The following is a 22,293-nucleotide window of genomic DNA, read 5'->3' on the forward strand; positions in this document are numbered from 1 at the left end:
AATCGTCGGCAGATCCGCCGGCTGCGTTTTCGGTTTGCGAGGCATAAATTCTCCTTGTGAGCATGTTATGCCTCAAACACGAAATTGCTGACAGGCCCCAGTCGCTTGGCCACTGCATTCAATTGAGCCTGCGAGTATTGATCCACAGGCTGGCCCTTTGGAAAGTACTGGCGCAGCAATCCATTGGTATTCTCGTTGCTACCTCGTTGCCATGGACTTTGCGGATCGCAGAAATACACTTGCAGGTCCGTGGCAATCGTAAATCGCGCATGCCCTGCCATCTCCGTGCCCCGATCCCATGTCAGCGAGCGCTTCAGTTCTACCGGCAGCTTGTTGACTTGCTTGATCAGCGCCTCAATCACGCTTGACGTATCCTTTCCAGCCACCTTCACGAGCAACACATAGCGGGAGTGACGCTCAACCAATGTCGCGATGTACGTGTTACCCGAACCCGCAAGCAAGTCGCCCTCCCAATGCCCCGGGATGGCTCGATCCTCCGCTTGCGCCGGCCGTTCACTGATCGGCACGGCGTTGATAATCGTGCCTCTGTTCTGGCCTCGCGTCGAGGCACATTTCGCCCGACGCATCACCCGATGCGTACGCAACTCGCTCAACAGTTCCTTCTTCAGCACCCCACGCGTCTGGATGAACAAACTCCTGTAAATGGTTTCGTGCGAAATGTGCATCTCCTTGCGCAGCGGGTATTGCCGCCTGAGCCAACCTGCAATCTGTGCAGGCGACCATTGTAGGCTTAGCCCTCGCGCGACTTGAACGCACAAAGCCGCATTACTCTTGAACACACTTTGCTTGGGGCGCCGCGCTCGCTTCCAGGCCATTTCATCGGCTGCATGCGCACGATACTTCTGAGGTCCTCCATTACGGTTGACCTCACGGCTAATGGTCGATTTGCTACGCCCCAACTGCACGGCGATACTTCCATATGACTGTTTCTGACCCAAGGCCCGCGAGATATCCTCGCGCTCGGCCAGGCTCAAGGTACGAGCTGCTCGCGTGCGCTGCGCTGGCGTGATTCCGCCATTGCCCGCGATGACTCTATGCATTGAGCCAACGTCGCGCTGCAATGTACGCGCAACGCCGCTTACGCTTTCCCCTTTACGCCAAAGCGCCCAAATCTCCTGACGCTCTGCCAAGCTCAACCACGGCTTCCTTGCTCGCCTCATCAATACCTCACCTCGATAATTCATTCATTAGATCAGAGGTGTTGCATCGACCGGTTGAATCCGCCGCTTTCTTACCGCCCAAGGTCCACCAAGCGGCGCGACTCAGAAATACCTCACCGGCCCTGCAGTAGCGAGTGCCCTCACAGGCCCCACCGGGCTTGGATCGCGGACCCACTGGGACAAACTGCCGTTTAACAAACTGGTGCAGCCATTGAAAGCGCCGGCTCAGCGCTGCGCGCTGCCGATGGGTATGCAAGGGAAACCAACGGGGGGTTACGCGGTGACATGGATGCCCAGACGAGCGCGCACGCGTGGACCCAATGCACCAATCGGCGCGCGTAGACTCAGGACATGGGTAACAGGTGTGTCAGGACATAGGTAACACAACAAGTTTGTGCGCTCCGCGTTCGGATGCGAGGTTGCTGATCGACTCGGGACGAGCCATTGGTCTGAAGTGTTACCCATGTCCTGACACACCTGTTACCCATGTTTCGGTTCCTACACGCTGCTGTCCGGTCAAACAGATCAGCGCGTGACTTGTCTTCCGGCGCATCCATCTCACTTGCGCTGACGACCGTGGTTTCCCTTGCGTACCCTTCGGCGGCGCGTAGCGCTGGGCCGGCGCTTTCAATGGCTGCACCAGTTCGTTGAACGGCAGTTTGTCCCAGTGGGTCCGCGATCCACGCCCGGTGTGGCCTTTGAGGGCACTCGCTACTGCAGGGCCAGTGAGGTATTTCCGTGTCGCGCCGCTAGTGAACCTTGGGCGGTAAGAAAGCTGCTTTCTTTGGTGACTTTCTTTGCAGCCGCAAAGAAAGTTACCCCCGCCCCGGGGAGGGGCAGTGCCAACAGACCGACGTGATATCGGGAAGTCCATAGAAGCGCTGGCAAACCAAACACCAGCAACCCACGCGAAGGACCAGAGCGAAGACCGGGGCAGTGCCAACAGACCGACGCGAATACAGGAAGTCCATGAAAGCGCTGGCAAACCAAACACCAGCAACCCACGCGAAGGACCAGAGCGAAGACCGGGGCAGTGCCAACAGACCGACGCGAATACAGGAAGTCCACGGAAGCAAAGCAACCGACACCGAACGCAAAGCAGAAAACCATCAAGCCTGCTTCCCTCCCACAAGATCGACGTCAACCTTCCTGCGCGCGGGAAACCACGCATCCCTGATGCGCAGAAAAGGAAACTCGATGGCCCGCGTCGTCACATACCCCACGACGATAGCGATAGCAAACTGCGCCCCCATGATGGCAAACCAGGCCGGCACGGCAGGAAGATGCAACGCCGCAGCCTTGCGAATCAACACATCCCCAGGCGCGAGCGCGAGCGAGTGCCACAGGTAGATGCCATAGGAATACACGCCGATCCACCCGATCACCCGATACACCTTCGACCTCCGCCAGGACCCTGAATATTCGAGCGTCAGCACGATCAACGCACAAAACCCGATAGCCTGAATCGTGTACCCGACACTCTGATCCAGCGCCACATTGCGCGTCCCGAGCACGAGCCAGAGCACCACTCCCACAACCATCGCGATCAACGTCCGTTTGCGCCGCGCCATCGCCTGATACACCGCCGGCTTCATCCAGTAGAGCGCCGCGAGCATCACCCCAAACAACAGACTGTCAATGCGGTACTGCGTATAAAAGAACGTCCCCTGCAGATCACCGCGATACACCGCAAAACTCCGCGCAACGAGCACAACGAGACACAAGGTCCCGAGCACAGCAAGCAGCGCATCAACCCGCGTCCGCCAGCGCGCCAGCACGATCAACAACACCGGCAGGAACAGATAGAAATGCTCCTCGACCGCAAGACTCCAGGTCTGCGCAATCGACGACCCAAAGTAGTTCTGCAAATGCGTGAGGTTCTGCACGAGAAAGGTATTCGCCGGATGCCGCCCGACAATCACATGGAACAGGATCAGCACGTAGTACGCCGGCCAGATCTTGAAAATGCGCCGCACGATAAAGCGCCCCGCGTCGATGCGCCCCTGCTGCGCATACTGCTTGAGCAACAGCCCGCCCACCAGAAACCCCGACAGCGTGAAGAAGAGATTGACGCCCTCATGACCGAAGTTCTTCAGCGGATACTCGATCGCCGCAATGAACGCGCTGCCCGTCGGATACGAATGGAAGTGATACCCCATCACCGCGATGATCGCGAGTCCCCGGATGAAATCCAGTTCGATCGACCGGCTGGGTCCCTGCATGCGTGTCGCGCCGAACAAGCCCATGCTCTACCCCGTCTGCGAAAGTCGTTTATCGTCATAAAATCGCGCGCGTGCAGCCGCGCCGCCGCATACCGGCCTGGCTTCTCAATCTTCGTTCCGCCAGTTCGGGGCAATCCGCCAGAATCACGCCATTTGCAGACATCAACTCGCGCCCGCAAGGCTCGCCCGCCCTGCGTGGTGCGGCGCACATGCGCATCCGTCCTTTCGCGCCGAACGCTAGTCGCTGGACGCCGCGCCGACGGCACGCCGCATGGCCCGCTGTATAGTCGGTTCACTTTTCCGGCACGCCGGAAATGACGCATTCGCCGGGCACGTCCGCCCGGCACGGCATCGACACCGCGTTGAAGACTCGAAAGAGTGCTGCGATTCTCGAGAGAACGCCATGCGCAACAAGTTCGCCGTCGTCTGGGTCTGGCTGTTCCTGCTTCCGCTGGCGTTCGATTTCAAAGGCGCCGAAACGGCCAGCAAAGCCATCCAGATTCTGCTCACCGTGCCCTCGATTCTCGCGGGCTGCTTCCTGCTGCTCATCGCGCCGCGTTTCGCACAGCGCTCGCGCTTGCGCACGCTCGTCACGTCGCTGTTTCTCATCACGATACTCGGCAGCATCGCCACCCAGGCCATGCAGGGCAACGACTCCGGCAACTACATGCGCGTCATCCTGCCGTTCGGGCAAATGCTGCTCGGCTATTTCGTCGCCTGCCGGCCATGGGACTCGAAGCGCCTCGGTCAGCTCGAACACGCCATGTACTGGTCGATGATCGCCTCCCTCGTCTTCAGCTTCGGCTTCGGCATGGCCACCGGCGGCAATCTCGAAAGCGTGCGCTTTCGCATCGTCTCGGTCACCTTCCTCTGTCTGCAAGGACTGCTGCTGCATGAGTTCGTCGTGGTCAAGCGCTACTCGCGCTTCACCGTGCTGATGTTCCTCGCGACCATCGTCATCGAGCTGCTCAGCGTGACGCGCAGTCTCGTCGTCGGCACCGTGCTGCTGTTCGCGTTCGCCACCTGGCTCGCCGCGCCCTCATTCAAGAAGCTGCTGCGCGCCGGCCTGCGCGCCGTCGCCATGATGACCCTGCTCGGCGCGCTCGCCGTCGCGGGCAGCGCGTTCTTCCCCGGCGTCGGCGAGCACTGGGTGCAGCGCATGTCGTTCAAGAAGGACACCGAGTCCGGCCGCGATCCGACCACCATCACGCGGCTCGCCGAAATGAAGGACCAGCTCGATCAGACCACCGCCTCGACGCTGGGCACGCTCGTCGGCATGGGCTACGGTCACGACTATCGCTATTCGCCAACCTATCTGCCCGACCTCGCCGGTCAGTTCAGCAAAAAGGATTTCTACGCGATCAAGGAATGGTCCGCAGGCCACAATTTCTGGGTCTATCAGTTCTTCGCGGGCGGCCTGCTGTTCGGACTCGCGCTGCCCCTCGCGCTGCTCTGGGCACTCTGGAAAGGGTCAATGGCCTATCGCTCGTGGCGTCATCGTGCGCCCGAGACGCTCTATTTGCCCGTGCTCGGACGGGCGCTGCTGGTGGTCGCGGCGCTGCCCGCCACGTCGATCGGCGGCAATCCGCTCGGCAACCGCTTCTCGGGCGTCGTGTTCGGCGTGGCGCTCGGGCTGCTGGTCGCGTCCTACGCGCGCATCGCTCACGCCATGCGCATGCGTGCCGCCGAAACCGCCTCGCAGCAGGCGCGCGCCCGCCGGCGTCAGGACGGCATGCCCGGCGCCATGCCGCCCGACCTGCACCCGCACGACGAACCGCTGCCGGAAATCCTGCCGGCGCACAGCGCCGCCGCGCCGGGCCTGCAGCACGGCGCCGGACGTCACGAGCCGCCGCCCGGCGCCGGTTCGTTCGCGTCCAACGCCTGACTGTCACTGCGCTCGTTCAAGGACCCGGCCCGCCGTCATGAAGATCCTGCACCTGCTCTCCACCGTCGACCCACGCGCCGGAGGCCCCACCGAAGGCGTGCTGCAAAGCGGCCTCAGCCTGCGCGCGATGGGACACGATGTCGAAGCGGTGTCGCTCGATGCGCCGGATGCCCCTCATGTCGCGGGATTCGGCTTGCGGCTGCATGCGCTCGGACCGTCGCGCGGCTTTTACGGCCTGTGTCCGGCACTCGTGCCCTGGCTGAAGGAACACGCGCCGCGCTTCGACGCAGTGATCGTCAACGGGCTCTGGCAGTACCACAGCCTCGCCGCATGGAAGGCATTGCACGGCGGCAGCGTGCCGTACTACGTGTTTCCGCACGGCATGCTCGATCCATGGTTCAAGCGGACCTATCCGCTCAAGCATCTGAAGAAATGCCTCTACTGGCCCTGGGCCGAGTACCGCGTGCTGCGCGATGCGCGCCGCGTGCTGTTCACGACCGAGGAGGAACGCTTGCTCGCACGCGAATCGTTCCGGCTGTATCGCGCGAAGGAGGAAGTGGTGGCGTTCGGTACGCGGCCGCCGCCCGAGGATTCAGCCGCACTGCGTGAAGCCTTCCTCGCGAAGTTTCCTCAACTGGCGGGCCAACGCATCATCCTGTTCCTCGGCCGCATCCACGAGAAAAAAGCGTGCGACGTGCTGTTGAACGCCTTTGCGCGCGTGCGCGACATCGATGCGAACGCCCACCTCGTCATGGCAGGCCCCGACGACAACGCCTACGCCGCGCAGATGCGCGCACTGGCCGGTGAACTGGGTATCGCAGAGCGGGTGACCTGGACCGGCATGCTGAGCGGCGATTTGAAATGGGGCGCCTTCCGCACGAGCGACCTCTTCGCGCTGCCCTCGCATCAGGAAAACTTCGGCATTGCGGTAGCGGAAGCGCTCGGTTCGGGCCTGCCGGTACTGATCTCCGACAAGGTCAACATCTGGCGCGAGGTACAAGCTGATGGCGCGGGCATCGTGACGGCGGATACCGTCGAGAGCGCCAGCGCGGGCCTGTCAGCCTGGCTGGCGATGGATCCCGTCGCACGCCGTGCGATGCGCCAGCAGGCGCTCGACACTTTCACAAAACGCTTTCATGTGGAAGCAATGTCGAAGGATCTGTTGCGCGTGCTGCGCGAGAACGCGGACCCGCAACGCGACGCCTTCACGCGGGCCACCCTGCCCGCTCGCTGAGCTTGGCGAAATCAGTTCGCGGGCAGGCGCGCCTTGAGATACGGCACGAAACCGTTCTGCACCGAGAGGATTTTCTTCGCGCAATCGTCGAAGTCGGAGCCGCGTGCGCGCTCGTCTTCATACATGCCCTTGCATTGCGCAAACAACGACACCGTCGCGCCGCCGCCGGCCGCGGCCACGCGCGTCGCCGAGAACACCGGCTTGCCCGAGCCGGACGGTACGTCGGTTTCGATCGCGAAGGCATCGGCGCGTGTCAGCCGTTCCTTCGAATTCTGCTCGATGTAGGTCTTGGTCAGCGTCCACACGGCGTCGCATTGCGCGGCATCGCGGCAGGCGACAGTGGCATTGCGCTGCGCGTCGTCGAGCGATTGCTGCGAGAGCATGAACGTGCGCTCCTTGCTTTGCTCCTTCTCGACGGACGAGCAGGCGGCGAGAATCATTGAAACGAGTGCGAGTGCAAGTAAGGCGGGTTTTTTCACGAGCGGGACACCAAAAAACCAGATCGGACGCCGATTATAGCGATGCCCGCCCCCCCCACGCCGTTTCCCGCCCGCGCTACTTCTTCGCCATCTGCAAGGGCAACGCCACCCCGGGCATATGCATCGCCGACGCGGCCATGGGCAGCGTCTCGCCCGGCGCGTCGCTCCTGACCGGTATGGCGGCCGGCGTGGCCGGCGCGCTCGAGGTCTCGTCGCCCTTGATGACGCGCCCGAGATGACCCGCGAGACGCAAGGTCAGCGCGGCGATCGTGATGGTCGGGAAGTTCGCCCCGACTGTCGGAAAGACCGAGCTGCCCGCCACAAACAGATTGCTCATTCCGTGGATCTTCAGGTTGCGATCCACCACGCCCTGCTTCTCCGAATCATGCATGCGCGTCGTGCCCATGTGATGCCACGTGCCCTCGAGCTGCGCGGGCCAGGGCTTGCCTTCGAGCGGCTCGTCGAGCGTCACGTCCGCTACGCCGCTGCGCTTCAGATCCGCCGCGATATGCGCGACCGTGCGGTCGAAGGTGCGTTTCACGAGCTCGGTCACGCGCCAGTCCACCTTCACCCGGTTCATGCCAAGGACGTCCTTCTGTGCCGAAAGCGTCACGCGGCTGTCGCGGTTGGGCTCGGCCTCGACGATCGTCTGGATCTTCACCTCGGTAATCAGCGGACGCGGCTGCAACAGACGCGCGAGACCGAAGCACGCGGTATCGACGGGATGGGCCGCCATCGCGAGCAGGTCCGCGGCCGTGCTGTAGCCCGGTTCGTCTTTCTTCAGCAGCCGCTGCTTCATGCGGATCAGCGCCTCCGAGCCCTTCGTGTTCTCGCCGCGGAACACCGAATAGAACCAGGCGCGCGCATTCAGCAGCTGTTCCTTTTCGAGCACCTGCTGCGTGAGCGCGAACTGCGACGAGATGAACGTGCCATGCGCCGATACCGCGCGATTCTGATAGTGATACTTGATGTCGTAAAGCTTGTTGCGCGCCCACTGCTTCGAGAAGTGCACGTTCGCCGACATGATGCGCGGATGGTCCATGAAGTAGCGGCCCACCAGATCATGGCCGTTGCCGAGGCCCGCCGCCTGCACCCGGTTCGACGTCAGCAACAGGCGCGCATTCTCGATGCCGCCCGTCGCCAGCACGAAGATCTTCGCGCGCACCGCGAAGCGCCGGCCCGTCAGCGTACCGACATCGATCTTCGTGACCGACCGCGCGTCGGCGTCGGTGTCGATGTTGAGCGCGTTCGCGAACAGCATCACGCGCACGTGCTTCGCGTCGAGCAAGTGCTGCCGATATAGCTTGCCGAAGCGCACCGGCGGACTGAACTGGGAGATCGTGTCGCGCACGGTACCGCTCTGGAAGGGATGGCGCTTGACGTCGTCGCGATGAATCGCCGCTTCCCAGTAGGCCGGTTCGAAGTTGCTCTCGCCCAGTTGCAGCAACTGATGCGTGCGGGCGTAGTACGGCCGCAGTTCGTCGAAACCGAACGGCCAGCCGCTGTCGCTCACCCAGCCGCGCTTTTCGAAGTCCCATGGGTCGAGCGGTCGGCACCAGCCGCCCCAGCAATTGCTGCTGCCGCCGAGATAGCGGCTGCGGCAGCCGTCGGCGAATTCATACGGCACGCCGACGTTCTCGCCGCGATACAGGTCGCGGGTGTCGTCGTCCGGCTTGTAGCCGCCGCTTTCCAGCATGCAGGCGTCGATGCCCTGCTTTTCGAGTTCGAGCGCCAGCGTGATGCCCGCCACGCCCGCGCCGATGATGCACACCGTTGTCTCAATGACTGCGCCTTCTTCCACACTTCGGCTGTCGATGAACATGCCCCGTGCTCCCTCTCGTTCCGTGCGTAAGAGCGGTGTCATGCAATGCTCTGGTCACCGCGCTTCTGACCCAAGATCCCTGACGCCGTATCGCGCGCGCCATGCGCACGGTCGATACGAACGATCCCGACGGTGTTCCTTCGCGTGTTCGCAGCGCGCGCCTGTCGCGCAGCCGCGTTCCCCCGGAATACCGCTTCGGCTTCACTGCCTCCTTCGCAAGTCGGTCCACGAAATCCCGGTGCTCGGGGCGGCTCCTTCGCGGAGCTCTTGGGTCCGTCGCGCCGGCGCGTTGTCTGTCTCGCCGTCTTCAACGTCAGGTGCAACGTTGCAACGACACACGCCGCGAGCAGGGACGCCCTGCGCATGGCTCATCGGTTCAAACGGGAAAGCGTTTTCTGATGAAGCGCACGGGATTGCCGCCGTACACGCCTTCCGCGTCGAGCGAGCGATGCACGACCGAGAGCGGCGTGACGACCGCCGACCGTCCGATGGTGACGCCCATCTGCACCACGCATTTGGATGTAATCCAGACGCCGTCCTCGATCACGATCGGTGCGACTTGCAGGTCCATGTTGCCGGCCACGTCATGCGATCCTGTCGTCAGGAAGACGCCCTGCGAAATGCAGACGTGATGGCCGATGCGAATCCCGGCCTGGTTGTAGATCCAGGCATCGACGCCGAACCAGCAGTGATCGCCGATCTCCAGGTTCCACGGCGCCTTCACGCGGATGGGATGCGGCATGCGGCAGCCGCGGCCGATGCGCGCGCCGAACGCGCGCAGCAGCGCAACGCGCACGAACGACACGGGAATGAGTTTGTTGTTGATGAAACAGGCTTCGACGAAGAACCACACGAGCTCGGTCAGGAAACCGCGCTTCGCGACGAAGTTGCCGGGACCCGCCCGCTCGAGGTCGATCACGCGGCCGGGCGTCGTGGTGCCGCGCGTCGCGCGTGCGCCGGCATCGTCGGCGTGGCCGGCGCAATGCTCCCCGATCGCTTCGTCCATATGCCCCCCGCCCGTGTGCTGCTGCTCGCTGCTTCTGGCCCAAGGGCGCCTTGCGGCGCGCCACGCATATCGTTTGAATCGTTCGTCGTTCGTCGTTCGCAGCTTCGTCTGCCGTCGAAGACCTGCGCGCGATGACGTGCACGAGGTCTTCCGGTGTCTGCTTGTCTTGCCCGCATGATCCACGCTGAAGAGCGTCCTGTCGTCCACCCATTCGCGGGGAACGGACGCTCTCGCAACGGCGGCGTGCGGCGTGTGGTGAATGGATTATCAGTGAAGGGCGCGCGGCGTCACCCGCGCATTCACATGAATGGCCGCTTCAGCAAGGCTTTTGGCGTTAGCGGGCGGTGCCGCGCAATATGCTGTTTTCATGCGCCAGGCAAGCGTTCCCGCCTGCTGTCCGGCGCGCCCCGAAACGATGCGCGATGCCTCATTGCGAAGCATGGCGAAACGTTGCAACAAGCCCGGAGAATCCGATGAAACACGAACCGCGCACGGCGCTGCGCTCGCTGGTCATGACCGCACTCGCGGCCGCTGCGTTCGTGGCCGTGCCCGTCGCGCACGCGGGCAACTTCTCGGATGCGGCGATCAGCAAGGGCGAAGCCGGGGGCGGCGCGCCGGCGGAGATGGACCTGCTCGGCAGTCCGGGCGCGTATGCGGACCCGTATGGCGCGCCCACCAATGGCCGCGGCGGACAGCGCGGCCCGATCACCAACGGACAGACCGCGCAAGGCGTCTCCCCCACGGACAAGCTGCTCGCGCAACAGAACGGTTATGCCGGCAATGCGGGCGCGGGTGCGCGCTTGCGGGCGACCGGACGCAAGCCCGACACGAAAGCCACGATGATGCCGCAAGGCGCAGCGGCGGCGCTCTATCCGACGCCCAACGGCCTCAAGCCGCCCGCGGCCAATGCGGCGCGCGCGCGGGACATCTACAAGTCACCCTATTGATTCGACAGTCCGCGTAACGGGCGCGGTTCACGGAGGAACCGCGCCGAGGCAAACGCTATTCGATCTTCTCGACCTGCGGCAGGATCGGCGCGCGTTCGGTCATCCGCGTGAGCGTGACTTCAGAGCTGTCGACGGCCCGGGTCTGGGACACCGCTTCGCGCACTTCCGCTGCATTCGGCAGACGCGATCCCGACAATTCGAACAAACGCTCTTCGAGCCGCGCGAACACGGCCGCTGGCGCGAGCCGTTCCTGCGCGAACAGACGGCCTTCCTCGCCGTGACGCGCGCGCAGTTCCGGATCGGCCACGAGCCGTTCGATCGCGCCGATCAGCGCCTGTGCATTCTCCGGCTCGATCACCTCGCCGCGCCCGCTGACGGCTTCGAACAGTTCGGTGCCCGGATGTGCCATCGCGATCACGGCGCGCGCGCTCGCGAACATGCCGGTGAGTTTCGACGGCATCACGAGATCGGCGACGTCGCCGCGTTGCGGCAGCACATGGATGTCGGCGAGATTGAGCAGTTCGTTGAGACGCTCAAGCGGCTGGAGACTGAGAAAGCGCGTGTTCGGCAGTCCGGCACAGCGCTTCTGCAATTGCAGCCGCGTCGCGCCGTTGCCGCAGAACACGAAGACGATATTCGTGCGGCCAGCCAGCGCGGCCGCCGCCTCGGCAAGCACTTCGAGACCCTGCTTTGCGCCCATGTTGCCGGAGTAAAGCACGACCGGCGTATGCTCGCCGATGCCGAGTTCACGACGGAATGCGCTCCGGCGATCGAGCGGAAAGATCGCGGCGGTGTCCACCCAGTTCGGCAGATGGAACACGCGTGACAGCGCAACGCCCTTGTTTACGGCGCGATCGACCATCTTGTCCGAGATCGACGACACCACGTCGAAGCGCTTCATGAGCCAGCGTTCGAACGCGAGCGCCAGGCGTCCCGCGCGCGGGTTCCTGAGCATGCCGAGATCGAAGGCGGCATCCACCTCGAAGTCCTGGATATGCAGCCACGCGCGCGCGCCCGTCATGCGCGACAGCATCAGCGCGCCGGGCGCGTTGAGCAGGCTCGGCGCAATCGTCATCACGACATGCGGCCGCCACAGCGCATGCCAGGCCAGCGCGGGCAGCGACGAACACGCGAACGAAGCGAGGTGCAGCATGCGCTTCGCGCCGCTCGGCTTCGCGGGCACCCACAGCGGAGCGCGCCACAGCCGCACGCCCGCACGCGTCTCGAAGCAATGCTGCCAGCTCCGGTAGCCCTGCCCCACCTTCCACTCCGGGTAATACGGCGGCGCGCAGACGACGCGCACCTGATGACCGGCGCAGGCCAGCGCCTCCGCCATTTCCGCCGTGTACTTGCCGGTACCCGTCAACTCGGGCGCATAGTTCAGCCCGTAGATAAGTATTCTCATGTGGTCCCTCGCCCGACATGCGCGCCTGAATGCGCGGGCGTGTCCTCGCCGCCCGGCAAAGCGCAGGCCGCCGGTACGCAGGACCGCGTGCCCGGCGGCGTTGGTGACAGCCTGTGGTTCCTCCTTCCAGGTCCCTCCAGTGGTTCCGGTCCTGTCCCGCTCAGTTCGTCAGCAGCAGCGCGCAGCCGCGTGCGATGTTGGCCGCCGCAGACGGCGGATCGAAGCGCTGGATCACGTCGGTGCAGCGCACGGCGACACCTGCCGTATCCGCGAACGCCTCCAGCGACTTCCGCATCACGCGATGCAGCGCCGGCACATCGCCGGCGGGAAAGGCATAGCCGGATACGCCGTCGACGACGAGTTCCGGCACACAGCCGCAACTCTCGCTGACGAGGACCGGACAACCATGGGCCAGCGCCTCGTTCGTCACGAGACCCCACGGCTCGCGCACGCTCGGCAGCACCATGCAGGTGGCGCCGAAATACTCGCGCGAGAGCGGCTCGTCCTGCAGACTGCCCAGGAAATGCACGGAGTCTTGCAGACCGGCATCGGCGACTTGCTGCTTCAACTGATTGCCGAGCGGTCCCGTGCCGACGATGCGCAACTCCGCATCCGCCACGCGCTCCTTCAACATCCTGAACGCTTCTACGAGCGTGTTTATTCCCTTCTCCGCCGAGAGCCGCCCGACGAAGAGAAACACGGGCCGGCCGCCTTGCCGGTGTGCGAGCCGGTCGGACACGACGGTGCCCGGCGAGAACGCGCGCGGCATGGCGGCCGCCTGACACGGGCTGAAGATCGCGTCCTGCTTCGCGCCGAGCGACATCAGATACTCGCGGCTGCGCATGCCGAACGCGAAGTAGCCGTCGCACAGCGTGAAGAACACGCGCTTCGGAATCGAGGTGAGCATGCGGCGCGGGTTGTCGCGCGCGGTCGAATCGCAGAACACCGCGCGACGCTTGCCCGTCAGGATGCACGCCCCCAGCATCGCCCAGTATTCGGGACGATGATAGCCCGGCAAAACCACGAGATCCGCCTTGGTGCGGAGGACTTCCCAGGTGAGACGCATCGTCATGCGCCATCTCGGCACGTCTTCATAGCAGCCGTTGAAGAGTTTCCTCATCGGATAGCGGTGAAACGAGTAGTCCACTTCCGAGAAGCCGATGCGATCGTGTTCCGTGTCCGCGATCTGCACCATCGAATAACGGATCGCGCCGGACCCCGAGATATGGTGGAGCGCCGACAGCACCTCGCCCTTGTGCCGCGACCACACGACGTTGTGAAAGATGGTCACTGATGCAGACATTATTGTTCTACCCTGTGTCGTTTTTGTCGTAAGCGATGCCGTCGCGTAGCCGTTCACGCGGCGACGGGCGTCTGCTGCAGCGATGCATAACGCGCCAGGAAATCCTCATACGTCGCGCGTATCCCCTCCTCCAGTCCGATCGACGCCTTCCATCCCATGCCGTCGAGCTTCGAGACATCGAGCAGCTTGCGCGGCGTGCCGTCGGGCTTGGTCGGATCGAACATCAATTCGCCCTGGAAGCCGGCCACGCGGCAGATCGTTTCCGCCAGTTCGCGGATGGTGAGATCCGTGCCCACGCCGACGTTGAACACGCCCTCGCTCACGTCCTGCTCCATCAGGAAGACCGCGGCGGCGGCGAGGTCGTCGACATGCAGGAACTCGCGGCGCGGCGTGCCCGAACCCCACACGGACAGCGTCGCGTCGCCGCGCAAGCGCGCTTCATGCGCCTTGCGCAGCAGCGCGGGCAGCACGTGACTGCTCTTCAGGTCGTAGTTGTCGTTCGGCCCGTAGAGATTGGTCGGCATCAGCGAGACGAACTTCGTGCCGTACTGGCGGTTGTAGGCCTCGCACATCTTGAGACCGGCGATCTTCGCGATCGCGTAGGCCTCGTTGGTCGGCTCCAGCGCGGACTGCAGCAGGTAGTCCTCGCGGATAGGCTGCGGGCAGTCCTTCGGATAGATGCACGACGACCCGAAGAAGATCAGCTTCGACACATTCCAGCGGCACGCCGCATGGATCACGTGGGTTTCGATCGCCAGGTTCTCGTAGATGAACGAGGCCGGCAGGGTCGAATTGGCGAGAATGCCGCCCACGCGCGCCGCCGCGAGCAGCACCACGTCGATCTTCTCTTCCTCGAAGAACAGGTTCACGCCGCCTTGGTCGGTCAGGTCGAGATGCGCCTTCGTGCGGGTGACGATGTTCCGGTAGCCGGCGTCCGTGAGGCGGCGCACGAGCGCCGAGCCGACCATCCCGCGATGTCCTGCAACGAAGATCCGTGCGTGCTTGTCCATGCGCTTACTCGTGATGTTCGAGGGCCTTGAAACCGGCGAGCGTGACGAGCGCGTCGCGCCGGGCGATTTGAAAATCGGCGCGCACCATCTCCTTGACGAGCGCCGAGAACGGGGTGGCGGGCCGCCAGCCGAGCCGGGCGTGCGCCTTGGACGGATCGCCGAGCAGGGTTTCGACTTCGGTCGGACGGAAGTAGCGCGGATCCACCCGGACGATCACCTGACCCGGCGCGAGCTTGGTTTCGCGGCTCTCGACGTGGTCCACGATGCCCACCTCGTTCACGCCTTCGCCCTCGAAACGCACGTGCACGCCGAGCTCGGCGGCCGCCTGCTGGACGAATTCGCGCACGCTGTACTGCACCCCGGTGGCGATGACGAAATCCTCAGGCTTGTCCTGCTGGAGCATCATCCATTGCATCTCGACGTAATCGCGCGCATGGCCCCAGTCGCGCAGCGCGGAGAGGTTGCCGAGATAGACGTCGTCCTGCAAACCCACGCCGATCCGGGCGATCGCGCGCGTGATCTTGCGCGTGACGAAGGTTTCCCCGCGCACCGGCGACTCGTGGTTGAAGAGAATCCCGTTGCACGCGTACATGCCATAGGCCTCGCGGTAGTTCACCGTGATCCAGTAGGCATACAGCTTGGCGACCGCATACGGGCTGCGCGGATAGAACGGCGTGGTCTCGCGCTGCGGAATTTCCTGCACCAGCCCGTATAGTTCGGATGTCGAAGCTTGATAGAACCGCGTTTTCTTCTCGAGGCCGAGAATGCGGATCGCCTCGAGAATGCGCAGCGCGCCGAGGCCGTCGGCGTTGGCCGTGTACTCGGGTTCCTCGAACGACACCGCCACATGACTCTGCGCGGCGAGGTTGTAGATCTCGTCGGGCATCACGCGCTGGATGATGCGCACGAGGCTGGTCGAGTCCGTCAGGTCTCCGTGATGCAGGAACAGGCGCTGGTCCGCTTCGTGCGGATCGCGGTACAGATGGTCGATGCGGTCGGTATTGAAGAGCGAACTCCGGCGTTTGATGCCGTGCACTTCATAACCCTTGCTGAGCAGCAGTTCGGCAAGATACGACCCGTCTTGCCCAGTGATGCCCGTGATCAACGCGACTTTGCGGTCCATGCGTAACCTCTCCATCTTCGGTCTCAAGATGCGGCGCGCGGGGACGCGCCGACATTGTTGTACCGGGCACTTCTACCGAGCTATTGTTTTGCGCTGGTCACTCCGCGATGCTTTCGTAGCCGTAATACCCGGCGTATGTACTTCCCATCAACATCTTCGACTGCGGCACGTCCGTCAGCAGCACGCCCTTCATGTTCACGCCGCCGTGGTGCAGGCGCTTCATCGTCTCGCCGATCTCCTGCACCTGGTTCTTGCCATGCCGCACGACGAGCAGGCTCGTGCCCGCGTGCTTGCCGATGACGGTCGCGTCGGTGACAGCCAGCACGGGCGGCGTGTCGATGATCACGAGGTCGTAGCGCTGCTTCAGCTCGCCGAGCACCTCGCCCAGCCGGTCGCTTGCGAGCAGCTCCGACGGATGCGAGGGCAGCGAGCCCTTGGTGATGAGGTCGACGCCCGGCAGGACGTCGGTGAGAATGGCGCTCGTCACGTCCGCGCCCATCAGCACGTCGGAGAGGCCCGGCGAGTGACGCACGCCGAAGTGCGAGTGGATATCGCCGCGGCGCATGTCGCCGTCGATCAGCAGCACGCGCTTGCGGGTCGAGGCCACCAGGGTCGCAAGGTTCACGGAAAGAAACGACTTGCCCGCCTCCGGCCGCGAGCCGGTCAGCATGACGACGTTGTTGCGCGCATCGGCGAGTTGCAGTTGCAGCGAGGTGCGCAGGCCGCGAATGCCTTCCACGGCCGCATCTTCCGGCGCCTGCGCCGCGAGCACGTGCAGCCCTTCGCGGCGCATGCCGACCTTGCGTTGCAGGCGCAGTTGCTCGGTGCTGCGCGGCACGATCGCGAAGACGCGCACGCCCAGTTGCTTCTCGATCTCCTCCGGCCGCTCGACGCCGCCATACAGCGACTTGCGCACGAACGCGAGCAGGATGCCGAGCACGAGGCCCACGCCCGCGGAGATCAGGATCACCAGCACGCGCTTCGGGCGCACGGGATCGTCCGGCGTCTGCGCGAAATCAACGACGCGCACATTGCCGATCTGCCCCGCCTTGGCGATGCGCAGCTGCTGCGCGCTGTTCAGGAGATTGGTGTACAGCTCGGTATTGACGCGCACGTCGCGCAGATAGCGCAGCGCGGTCTGCTCGGTATCGGGCAGCGTGGACACGTTCTTGGCCATGCGCGACTGCGCGCCGGTGAGCGAGGCAATCTGCGCGTCGAGCGCCTGCACCGAGGGATGGTTCGCGGTGAAGCGCAGCGACAGTTCGGCGCGCTGCTGTTGCAGGTCCGAGAGCTTGGTCTTGTTGTCGACGATCTGCTGGAGCAGCAGGCGGCTCTCTTCCGAGAGATCCACCGTGCCCTGCTTGTTGCGGAACGAGTTGTACTTCTGCTCGGATTCGTCGAGCTGCTTCTTGAGGATCGGCAGTTGCTGGTCGAGGAACGCGAGTGTGTGCTCCGCTTCCGCCGAGCGCTTCTCCGAATCCTGCGCGACATAGCGGTTCGCGATGTTATTGACGATCTGCGCGACTTCCTTCGGGTTGCTGCCTTCCAGGCTGAGCCCGATGATGCCGGACTGCAACGCCGTTTCCGCCACCGTCAGGCGCTTCTGCAGGCTGTCGATGGTGGTGAGCGTCGAGAAGCGCTGCAACTCGAACTGCACGCCCGGGTTGCCGACGAGCTTGTCCACCTTGAGCTTGACCGGTCCCTGCTGCGTCACGCCGGTTGCTTCCTGGCCCACGCGTCCCGTGAGAATGGCGACACCGTCCGGATCGTTCAGCACATAGCTGCCGTTCTCACCCGCGACCAGCGTGAACTTCTTGTCGTAGAGATCTTTCGGCGTATCGAAGAGCGGCACCTCGATCTGCTCGCCGCCCCATGCGAAGCGCGACAGATAGCCCGAGGGCACCGTCATGTTGAACATCGAGAACGCGCTGCCGAGCAGCCCGCCCAGCACCGGGAAGCCGTGCGGCGCCGCGCTGATGTCGAGATGCAGGCGGCGCACCGCGTCGTCCACCACGAGGCGCGAGCGCAGCAATTCGATCTGCGCGGCCGTGGTGGCCTTGCCGTCGAACATCTGCGACACGGCCTGCACCGCGTTGGCGTTCGCGTTCGGGTTGTTGTTCGGGTTCGTTTCCTCGACCTGGATGAGCGCATCCGCCTTGTAGGTCGGCGTCGCGATGAACGCATACGCGGTTCCCAGCGCAATCACGGCGAGCATCACGACCGTCACGAGCTTCCAGTTGCCGAGTACGGCCGCCAGATAGTCGGAAAGCCGCAGTTCGTCGCCCGTCGATACGTCGGAGTATCGTGAATCGAAGTTCATCGCCATGGTCTCGCTCGCTCAGTTCTTGAAAACGAACAAACAAACCACCGGCGCGCCCCTGCGCGCCGGTCACAACCCTTACTTCGTCAGGACGGCTGCCGTCAAACCAGCGTTGATGGCAGGCAGGAGCAGGTTCAGCACACGCGAGAAGCGAACCAGTCCGTTGTTGTCCACATAAACCACGTCATGCGGCTGCAATTCGAAGCCGTTCGCGAGCAGCATCGACACCGGCGAACGCGCGTCGAGGTGATACACCTCGGGCTGATCGGTCTGGCCGTTGCGGATCACGTACACCTGCCTCGGATCGGACGTCTCCGGGTTGAAGCTGCCCGCCTGCGACACCGCATCCGACAGCGTCAGCTTGCCGTTGCGCATCGGGATCACGGTGGCCGGCTTCGACACTTCGCCCATCACGTAGACACCGTTGTCTTCGCGCGAGTCGATACGCAGCGCATCGCCCGGCTTGAGCATGATGTCCGACGGGCTCTTGCCCTTCGAGGTCATGCCCGCCATGTTGATGTGATACGTGACGCCGTCGCGGATCAGCGTGACGCGGCTCTGGTCCGCCGTCGTCGCGAAGCCGCCCGCCCGGCCGATGGCCTCGGTGAGCGTCATCGGAATATCGTTGATCTGCTGCGCGCCCGGCGTGCGGACGTCACCGTCGATATACACCTGCGACGCACGGAACGATGCGACACGCACCGTCACCTGCGGCTTCACGAATACTTTCGAGAGCTCCTGATACAGCTCGCGCTGCACCTGGCCTTCGGTCTTGCCCGCCACATGCAGCGGCCGGTTGACGTACGGGAACTGCAGGTTGCCGTCGGCATCGACGACGAAGCCCGGCGCGGCGTCCGCGGTACGCGTCTGCTGCGGCGGCTGGCCGAGCGCGGCGACGAGTTCCGGGTGATCCCACACGGTGACCTGCAAGACGTCGCCGACGCCGAGCTTGTATGCGCCGGCCTTGCCGTACAGCGAAGCGTTCGGGTCGCCCGTGACGACCGGTTGCGCGGCCTTCATCTTCTTCACGAGCGAGAGGTCGATCGGCGTGATCGGAATGTTGACCGTGGACGCAGGATCGCCCTGGTCGTTCGAAGTCTCGACGAGTTGCGCCGGCTGCTCGAAGTGCATGCCCGGCGCCAGTCCGCAGCCCGCGAACAGCACGGTGAAGGAAGCAGCCGCAGCCAGGCTCGTGAGGCGGAAGATGCGCGACACGTTGGTATTGGCGGCCATGGAGGTGGTGCCCGGTTGTTGTTGATTGTGCATAATGGTCGTCCCCTACATCAGTAAGCGTTGGTGTGGCGTAGTCCCTTGAAGATCGTTGCGGCGATGATTCTCATGTCGAGGCCGAACGACCAGTTACCCAGGTAGTACAAATCGTGTGCGACGCGTCCTTCCATCTTCTCGATGCGATCAGTCTCTCCTCGAAAGCCGTTGACCTGGGCCCAGCCGGTGATGCCCGGCTTGATCCGGTAACGATGGATGTACCCCGATACGACCTTCCGATACAGGTCGTCATGCTCCAGTGCGTGTGGACGCGGGCCCACGACCGACATGTCGCCGAACAGAACGTTGAGGAACTGCGGCAGCTCATCGAGGCTGGTACGGCGCAGGAACGCTCCGACCCGGGTCACGCGCGGGTCGCCGCGCGTGGCCTGCTGGAGCACGCCGGCCTGTTCCGTATGCAGACGCATTGAACGGAATTTGTAGATTCTGAAGACGCGGCCATCCGCGCCCTTGCGGCGTTGCCTGAAGAACACCGGCCCGCGCGAGGTCAGCTTGATCGCGAGCGCAATGCCGATCATCAGCGGGGCGACGGCGAACAGTGCGGCGAGCGCGAACGCGCGGTCGAACAGTTCCTTCTTCAGCAGCGCGGACGCCGACAGCGGCGACGCCACCAGATTGATTGCCGGCGTGCCGAGCAGATCCGTCACGCCGCTTTCGAACAGCGCGAGACTGCGCACGTCCGGGATGAAACGCACGTTGATGAGGTCGTCGCGGAACTCGTTCACGAAGCGCAGGATCATGCGCTCCTGCGACAGCGGCAGCGCGAGCCACACTTCATCGACGTGCTGCGTTCGGACGAAATTGACGAACGCCTCGTAGTTGTCGAACACCGGCACATCCGTGTTGATCGCGCCGGTTTCCGGCGCCGCATTGAAGACGGCGGTGGCGAGGAAACCGGAGTCCGTGGCGCGGTCGACCTTGCGGATCATCGAATGGCAGTGCCGCCCGCAGCCGACGATCGCCACCTGATGCAGGTTCATGCCCGCATGGCGCATGTGCGCGAGCACCGCATGCGTGATCAGCCGGCCGGCGATCATCAGGCCGCCGGACATCGCGGTCCAGTAGGCGAACCACAGGCGCGACACATAGTCGAGGCGATGCAGCGAGAACATCAGCGCGAGGGCGCAGCCTTGCACGACGAGCCAGCCGAGCGACACCTGGCAGGCCAGTTGCAGCTTGCTGCGGCCGCGCCACGACTGATAGACGCCGAAGCCCGGGAACAGCGCGAGCGAGAACGCCGCCGCGAACGCGACGAACGCCACCGAATAGGCGTGAGCCTCGATGTACTCGAACCTGATCTGCGATGCCACGGCCGCGCCGCCGACGATCACGATGACGTCAAACAGCCTGGCCAGCAATCCCTGTAAATCGCGCATGTCATTCCCCCGAATGCTTATCGCCCCTGTACCGCGCCCGCTCGTGCCCTCCCTCGCCAGCCAGTCTTTGATCTGGTGTGAAGCCGCTGCAAAGAAGTGTCGCGTGTTGCCCGTCTGCTGCCTGTTTGTTGCCTGTTTGTTGCCTGTTTCCTTCGGCGCTCAGTTGCAGCGGCCGTAGGTATCGTCGAAGCGCACGATGTCGTCTTCGCCGAGATAGCTGCCCGACTGCACCTCGATGATCTCGAGCGGCACCTTGCCCGGGTTCTCCAGCCGATGCGTCACGCCCAGCGGAATGAAGGTCGACTGGTTCTCGGACAACATGAACTGCTCGTCGCCGCGCGTGACGAGCGCCGTGCCGCACACGACGATCCAGTGCTCCGCGCGGTGATGATGCATCTGCAGCGAGAGCTTCGAGCCCGGTGACACCACGATACGTTTCACCTGGAAGCGCTCGCCGTGTTCGATCGAATCGTAGAAGCCCCACGGACGGCGCACCTTGCGATGCGCGTTGGCTTCGGGAGCATGCTGCTCGCGGATGCGCGCCACCAGTCCCTTGATGTCCTGCACGCGCGAACGGTCCGCCACCAGCACGGCGTCGTCCGTCTCGACCACGATGATGTTGGTCGTGCCGACACATGCCACCAGGCGCCCGCCTTCGGAACGCGCATAGCTCGACGTGGCGCCTTCGAACATCACCCGGCCGCTCGCGACGTTGCCCGACTCGTCCTTGTCCATCGCGTCCCACACGGCGTCCCACGAGCCGAGGTCGGACCAGCCCGCCACCAGCGGCACCACCACGCCGTCGCACGGCCGGTTGTTCGTGCCGATGTGCTCCATCACCGCGTAGTCGATCGAATCCGACGGCGCGCGGCCAAATTCGGCGGCCGACGGACGGACGAACTTGCCGTCGTCGCGGCCTTCGGCGAGCGCGGCGCGGCAGGCCGCGTGCATCTCGCCATTGAGCTTCTGCAGCGCGGCGAGCCACACGCTCGCGCGGACCACGAAAATGCCGCTGTTCCACCAGTACGTGCCGGCCGCGACGTATTGCGACGCGAGCTCGGCCGCGGGCTTCTCGACGAAGCGCTCGATCTTGTGCGCGCCGTCTTCCAGCGCCTCGCCCAGGCGGATATAGCCGAAGCCGGTGTCGGGGCGCGTCGGCGGGATGCCGAGCGTCGCGATCACGCCGCGCGCCGCATGCTCCGCCGCGATGGCGATCGCGCGATGCAGCGCCGGCAGGTCGGCGATCGAGTGATCGGCGGGCATCGCGACCATGATCGCGTCCTCGCCGTCCTTGATCGCCGCGAGTGCCGCCAGCGTCAGCGCGGGCGCCGTATCGCGGCGCGCCGGCTCGACGATGATGCGGGCATCGACACCCGCTTCACGGGTCTGCTCTTCCGTGGTGAAGCGATGTTCCTCGCCGCACACGATGATCGGTTCAGCGGCCACCTTGAAGTCGCCCGCGAAACCCTTGAGACGTCCTACCGTAGCCTGCAACAGCGAATCCCGGCCGACGATGCCGATCAGCTGCTTCGGGAACTGTTCACGGGACATCGGCCACAGGCGCGTGCCCGAGCCGCCGGCGAGAATGACCGGGACAAGCCTGCGGCACGCGGCCGTCTCCATGCTTGTCGTGCCAGTCATCTTCTCGCCTACCGTGCGTGCCTCATTCGTCATATGGACTCCTGCCTGCGAT

The 22,293-nt window shown here is 64.2% G+C and carries 17 protein-coding genes; 3 read left to right on the top strand and 14 right to left on the bottom strand.

Annotation, left to right across the window (positions count from 1 at the left end; all coding sequences use genetic code 11):
- Positions 1-65 precede the first annotated feature (65 nt).
- Both QCE63_RS11925 and QCE63_RS11930 read right to left on the bottom strand, forming a co-directional pair.
- Positions 66-1,205 (bottom strand): IS30 family transposase, encoded by a 1,140-nt coding sequence (locus QCE63_RS11925; RefSeq protein ID WP_404990101.1) that lies wholly within the window; start codon positions 1,203-1,205, stop codon positions 66-68.
- Between the two features lie 1,085 nt (positions 1,206-2,290).
- Positions 2,291-3,427, bottom strand: coding sequence for an acyltransferase (locus QCE63_RS11930; protein WP_309833053.1), 1,137 nt, complete (start codon positions 3,425-3,427; stop codon positions 2,291-2,293).
- A gap of 379 nt (positions 3,428-3,806) precedes the next feature.
- Here QCE63_RS11930 and QCE63_RS11935 point away from each other — a divergent pair, with 379 nt between their 5' ends.
- The gene (locus QCE63_RS11935) at positions 3,807-5,288 is read left to right on the top strand and encodes a hypothetical protein (protein ID WP_309833054.1); all 1,482 of its coding nucleotides are present in this window, start codon (positions 3,807-3,809) and stop codon (positions 5,286-5,288) included.
- 37 nt (positions 5,289-5,325) lie between these two features.
- Positions 5,326-6,522, top strand: a complete 1,197-nt coding sequence (locus QCE63_RS11940) for a glycosyltransferase (RefSeq protein WP_309833056.1) — start codon at positions 5,326-5,328, stop codon at positions 6,520-6,522.
- 11 nt (positions 6,523-6,533) lie between these two features.
- Here the strand turns inward: QCE63_RS11940 and QCE63_RS11945 are convergent, their stop codons facing one another.
- The 4 genes from QCE63_RS11945 to QCE63_RS11960 all read right to left on the bottom strand — a co-directional run bounded on the left by QCE63_RS11945 (position 6,534) and on the right by QCE63_RS11960 (position 10,288).
- On the bottom strand, positions 6,534-6,962 hold the full coding sequence (locus QCE63_RS11945; protein ID WP_404990122.1) for a hypothetical protein: 429 nt from the start codon (positions 6,960-6,962) through the stop codon (positions 6,534-6,536).
- Positions 6,963-7,077: 115 nt separating this feature from the next.
- The gene (locus QCE63_RS11950) at positions 7,078-8,823 is read right to left on the bottom strand and encodes a GMC family oxidoreductase (protein ID WP_309833060.1); all 1,746 of its coding nucleotides are present in this window, start codon (positions 8,821-8,823) and stop codon (positions 7,078-7,080) included.
- A gap of 376 nt (positions 8,824-9,199) precedes the next feature.
- Positions 9,200-9,829 (bottom strand): DapH/DapD/GlmU-related protein, encoded by a 630-nt coding sequence (locus tag QCE63_RS11955; RefSeq protein ID WP_309833063.1) that lies wholly within the window; start codon positions 9,827-9,829, stop codon positions 9,200-9,202.
- Positions 9,830-10,096: 267 nt separating this feature from the next.
- Positions 10,097-10,288 carry a hypothetical protein gene (locus tag QCE63_RS11960; protein ID WP_309833065.1) on the bottom strand — a complete coding sequence of 64 codons (192 nt, stop codon included), beginning with the start codon at positions 10,286-10,288 and terminating at the stop codon, positions 10,097-10,099.
- 14 nt (positions 10,289-10,302) lie between these two features.
- Here QCE63_RS11960 and QCE63_RS11965 point away from each other — a divergent pair, with 14 nt between their 5' ends.
- Complete coding sequence (locus QCE63_RS11965; protein ID WP_309833066.1) at positions 10,303-10,776, top strand: hypothetical protein; 474 nt, start codon at positions 10,303-10,305, stop codon at positions 10,774-10,776.
- Positions 10,777-10,831: 55 nt separating this feature from the next.
- Here the strand turns inward: QCE63_RS11965 and QCE63_RS11970 are convergent, their stop codons facing one another.
- From QCE63_RS11970 to QCE63_RS12005, 8 genes are all read right to left on the bottom strand, one after another.
- Positions 10,832-12,181: a glycosyltransferase WbuB gene (locus QCE63_RS11970; RefSeq protein ID WP_309833068.1), complete on the bottom strand. Its 1,350-nt coding sequence runs from the start codon at positions 12,179-12,181 to the stop codon at positions 10,832-10,834.
- Positions 12,182-12,341: 160 nt separating this feature from the next.
- A complete protein-coding gene (locus QCE63_RS11975) occupies positions 12,342-13,484 on the bottom strand; it encodes a glycosyltransferase family 4 protein (RefSeq protein WP_309833069.1) in 1,143 nt (380 codons plus the stop codon).
- Positions 13,485-13,537: 53 nt separating this feature from the next.
- Entirely contained in the window at positions 13,538-14,494 is a 957-nt protein-coding gene (locus QCE63_RS11980; RefSeq protein ID WP_309833071.1) for a GDP-L-fucose synthase, read from the bottom strand.
- Positions 14,495-14,498: 4 nt separating this feature from the next.
- Positions 14,499-15,617 carry a GDP-mannose 4,6-dehydratase gene (gene gmd, locus QCE63_RS11985; protein ID WP_309809492.1) on the bottom strand — a complete coding sequence of 373 codons (1,119 nt, stop codon included), beginning with the start codon at positions 15,615-15,617 and terminating at the stop codon, positions 14,499-14,501.
- Between the two features lie 97 nt (positions 15,618-15,714).
- Entirely contained in the window at positions 15,715-17,943 is a 2,229-nt protein-coding gene (locus QCE63_RS11990) for a polysaccharide biosynthesis tyrosine autokinase (RefSeq protein WP_309833072.1), read from the bottom strand.
- Between the two features lie 72 nt (positions 17,944-18,015).
- Positions 18,016-19,170, bottom strand: coding sequence for a polysaccharide biosynthesis/export family protein (locus QCE63_RS11995; RefSeq protein ID WP_309833795.1), 1,155 nt, complete (start codon positions 19,168-19,170; stop codon positions 18,016-18,018).
- A 50-nt stretch (positions 19,171-19,220) separates the two neighbouring features.
- Entirely contained in the window at positions 19,221-20,600 is a 1,380-nt protein-coding gene (locus tag QCE63_RS12000) for an undecaprenyl-phosphate glucose phosphotransferase (RefSeq protein WP_309833073.1), read from the bottom strand.
- A gap of 159 nt (positions 20,601-20,759) precedes the next feature.
- Entirely contained in the window at positions 20,760-22,241 is a 1,482-nt protein-coding gene (locus tag QCE63_RS12005; protein ID WP_309833797.1) for a mannose-1-phosphate guanylyltransferase/mannose-6-phosphate isomerase, read from the bottom strand.
- Positions 22,242-22,293 lie beyond the last annotated feature (52 nt).

The organism is Caballeronia sp. LZ065, assembly GCF_031450975.1.
Taxonomy (GTDB): domain Bacteria; phylum Pseudomonadota; class Gammaproteobacteria; order Burkholderiales; family Burkholderiaceae; genus Caballeronia.

Excerpts from the sequence above, each read along its gene's own strand:
- QCE63_RS12000 (WP_309833073.1), bottom strand. The coding sequence starts at position 20,600 with ATGCGCGATTTACAGGGATTGCTGGCCAGGCTGTTTGACGTCATCGTG.
- QCE63_RS11950 (WP_309833060.1), bottom strand. The coding sequence starts at position 8,823 with ATGTTCATCGACAGCCGAAGTGTGGAAGAAGGCGCAGTCATTGAGACA.
- QCE63_RS11995 (WP_309833795.1), bottom strand. The coding sequence starts at position 19,170 with ATGGCCGCCAATACCAACGTGTCGCGCATCTTCCGCCTCACGAGCCTG.
- QCE63_RS11955 (WP_309833063.1), bottom strand. The coding sequence starts at position 9,829 with ATGGACGAAGCGATCGGGGAGCATTGCGCCGGCCACGCCGACGATGCC.
- QCE63_RS11935 (WP_309833054.1), top strand. The coding sequence starts at position 3,807 with ATGCGCAACAAGTTCGCCGTCGTCTGGGTCTGGCTGTTCCTGCTTCCG.
- QCE63_RS11980 (WP_309833071.1), bottom strand. The coding sequence starts at position 14,494 with ATGGACAAGCACGCACGGATCTTCGTTGCAGGACATCGCGGGATGGTC.
- QCE63_RS11970 (WP_309833068.1), bottom strand. The coding sequence starts at position 12,181 with ATGAGAATACTTATCTACGGGCTGAACTATGCGCCCGAGTTGACGGGT.
- gmd (WP_309809492.1), bottom strand. The coding sequence starts at position 15,617 with ATGGACCGCAAAGTCGCGTTGATCACGGGCATCACTGGGCAAGACGGG.
- QCE63_RS11965 (WP_309833066.1), top strand. The coding sequence starts at position 10,303 with ATGAAACACGAACCGCGCACGGCGCTGCGCTCGCTGGTCATGACCGCA.
- QCE63_RS11990 (WP_309833072.1), bottom strand. The coding sequence starts at position 17,943 with ATGGCGATGAACTTCGATTCACGATACTCCGACGTATCGACGGGCGAC.
- QCE63_RS11940 (WP_309833056.1), top strand. The coding sequence starts at position 5,326 with ATGAAGATCCTGCACCTGCTCTCCACCGTCGACCCACGCGCCGGAGGC.
- QCE63_RS11945 (WP_404990122.1), bottom strand. The coding sequence starts at position 6,962 with ATGATTCTCGCCGCCTGCTCGTCCGTCGAGAAGGAGCAAAGCAAGGAG.
- QCE63_RS11930 (WP_309833053.1), bottom strand. The coding sequence starts at position 3,427 with ATGGGCTTGTTCGGCGCGACACGCATGCAGGGACCCAGCCGGTCGATC.
- QCE63_RS11975 (WP_309833069.1), bottom strand. The coding sequence starts at position 13,484 with ATGTCTGCATCAGTGACCATCTTTCACAACGTCGTGTGGTCGCGGCAC.
- QCE63_RS11925 (WP_404990101.1), bottom strand. The coding sequence starts at position 1,205 with ATGAATTATCGAGGTGAGGTATTGATGAGGCGAGCAAGGAAGCCGTGG.
- QCE63_RS12005 (WP_309833797.1), bottom strand. The coding sequence starts at position 22,241 with ATGACTGGCACGACAAGCATGGAGACGGCCGCGTGCCGCAGGCTTGTC.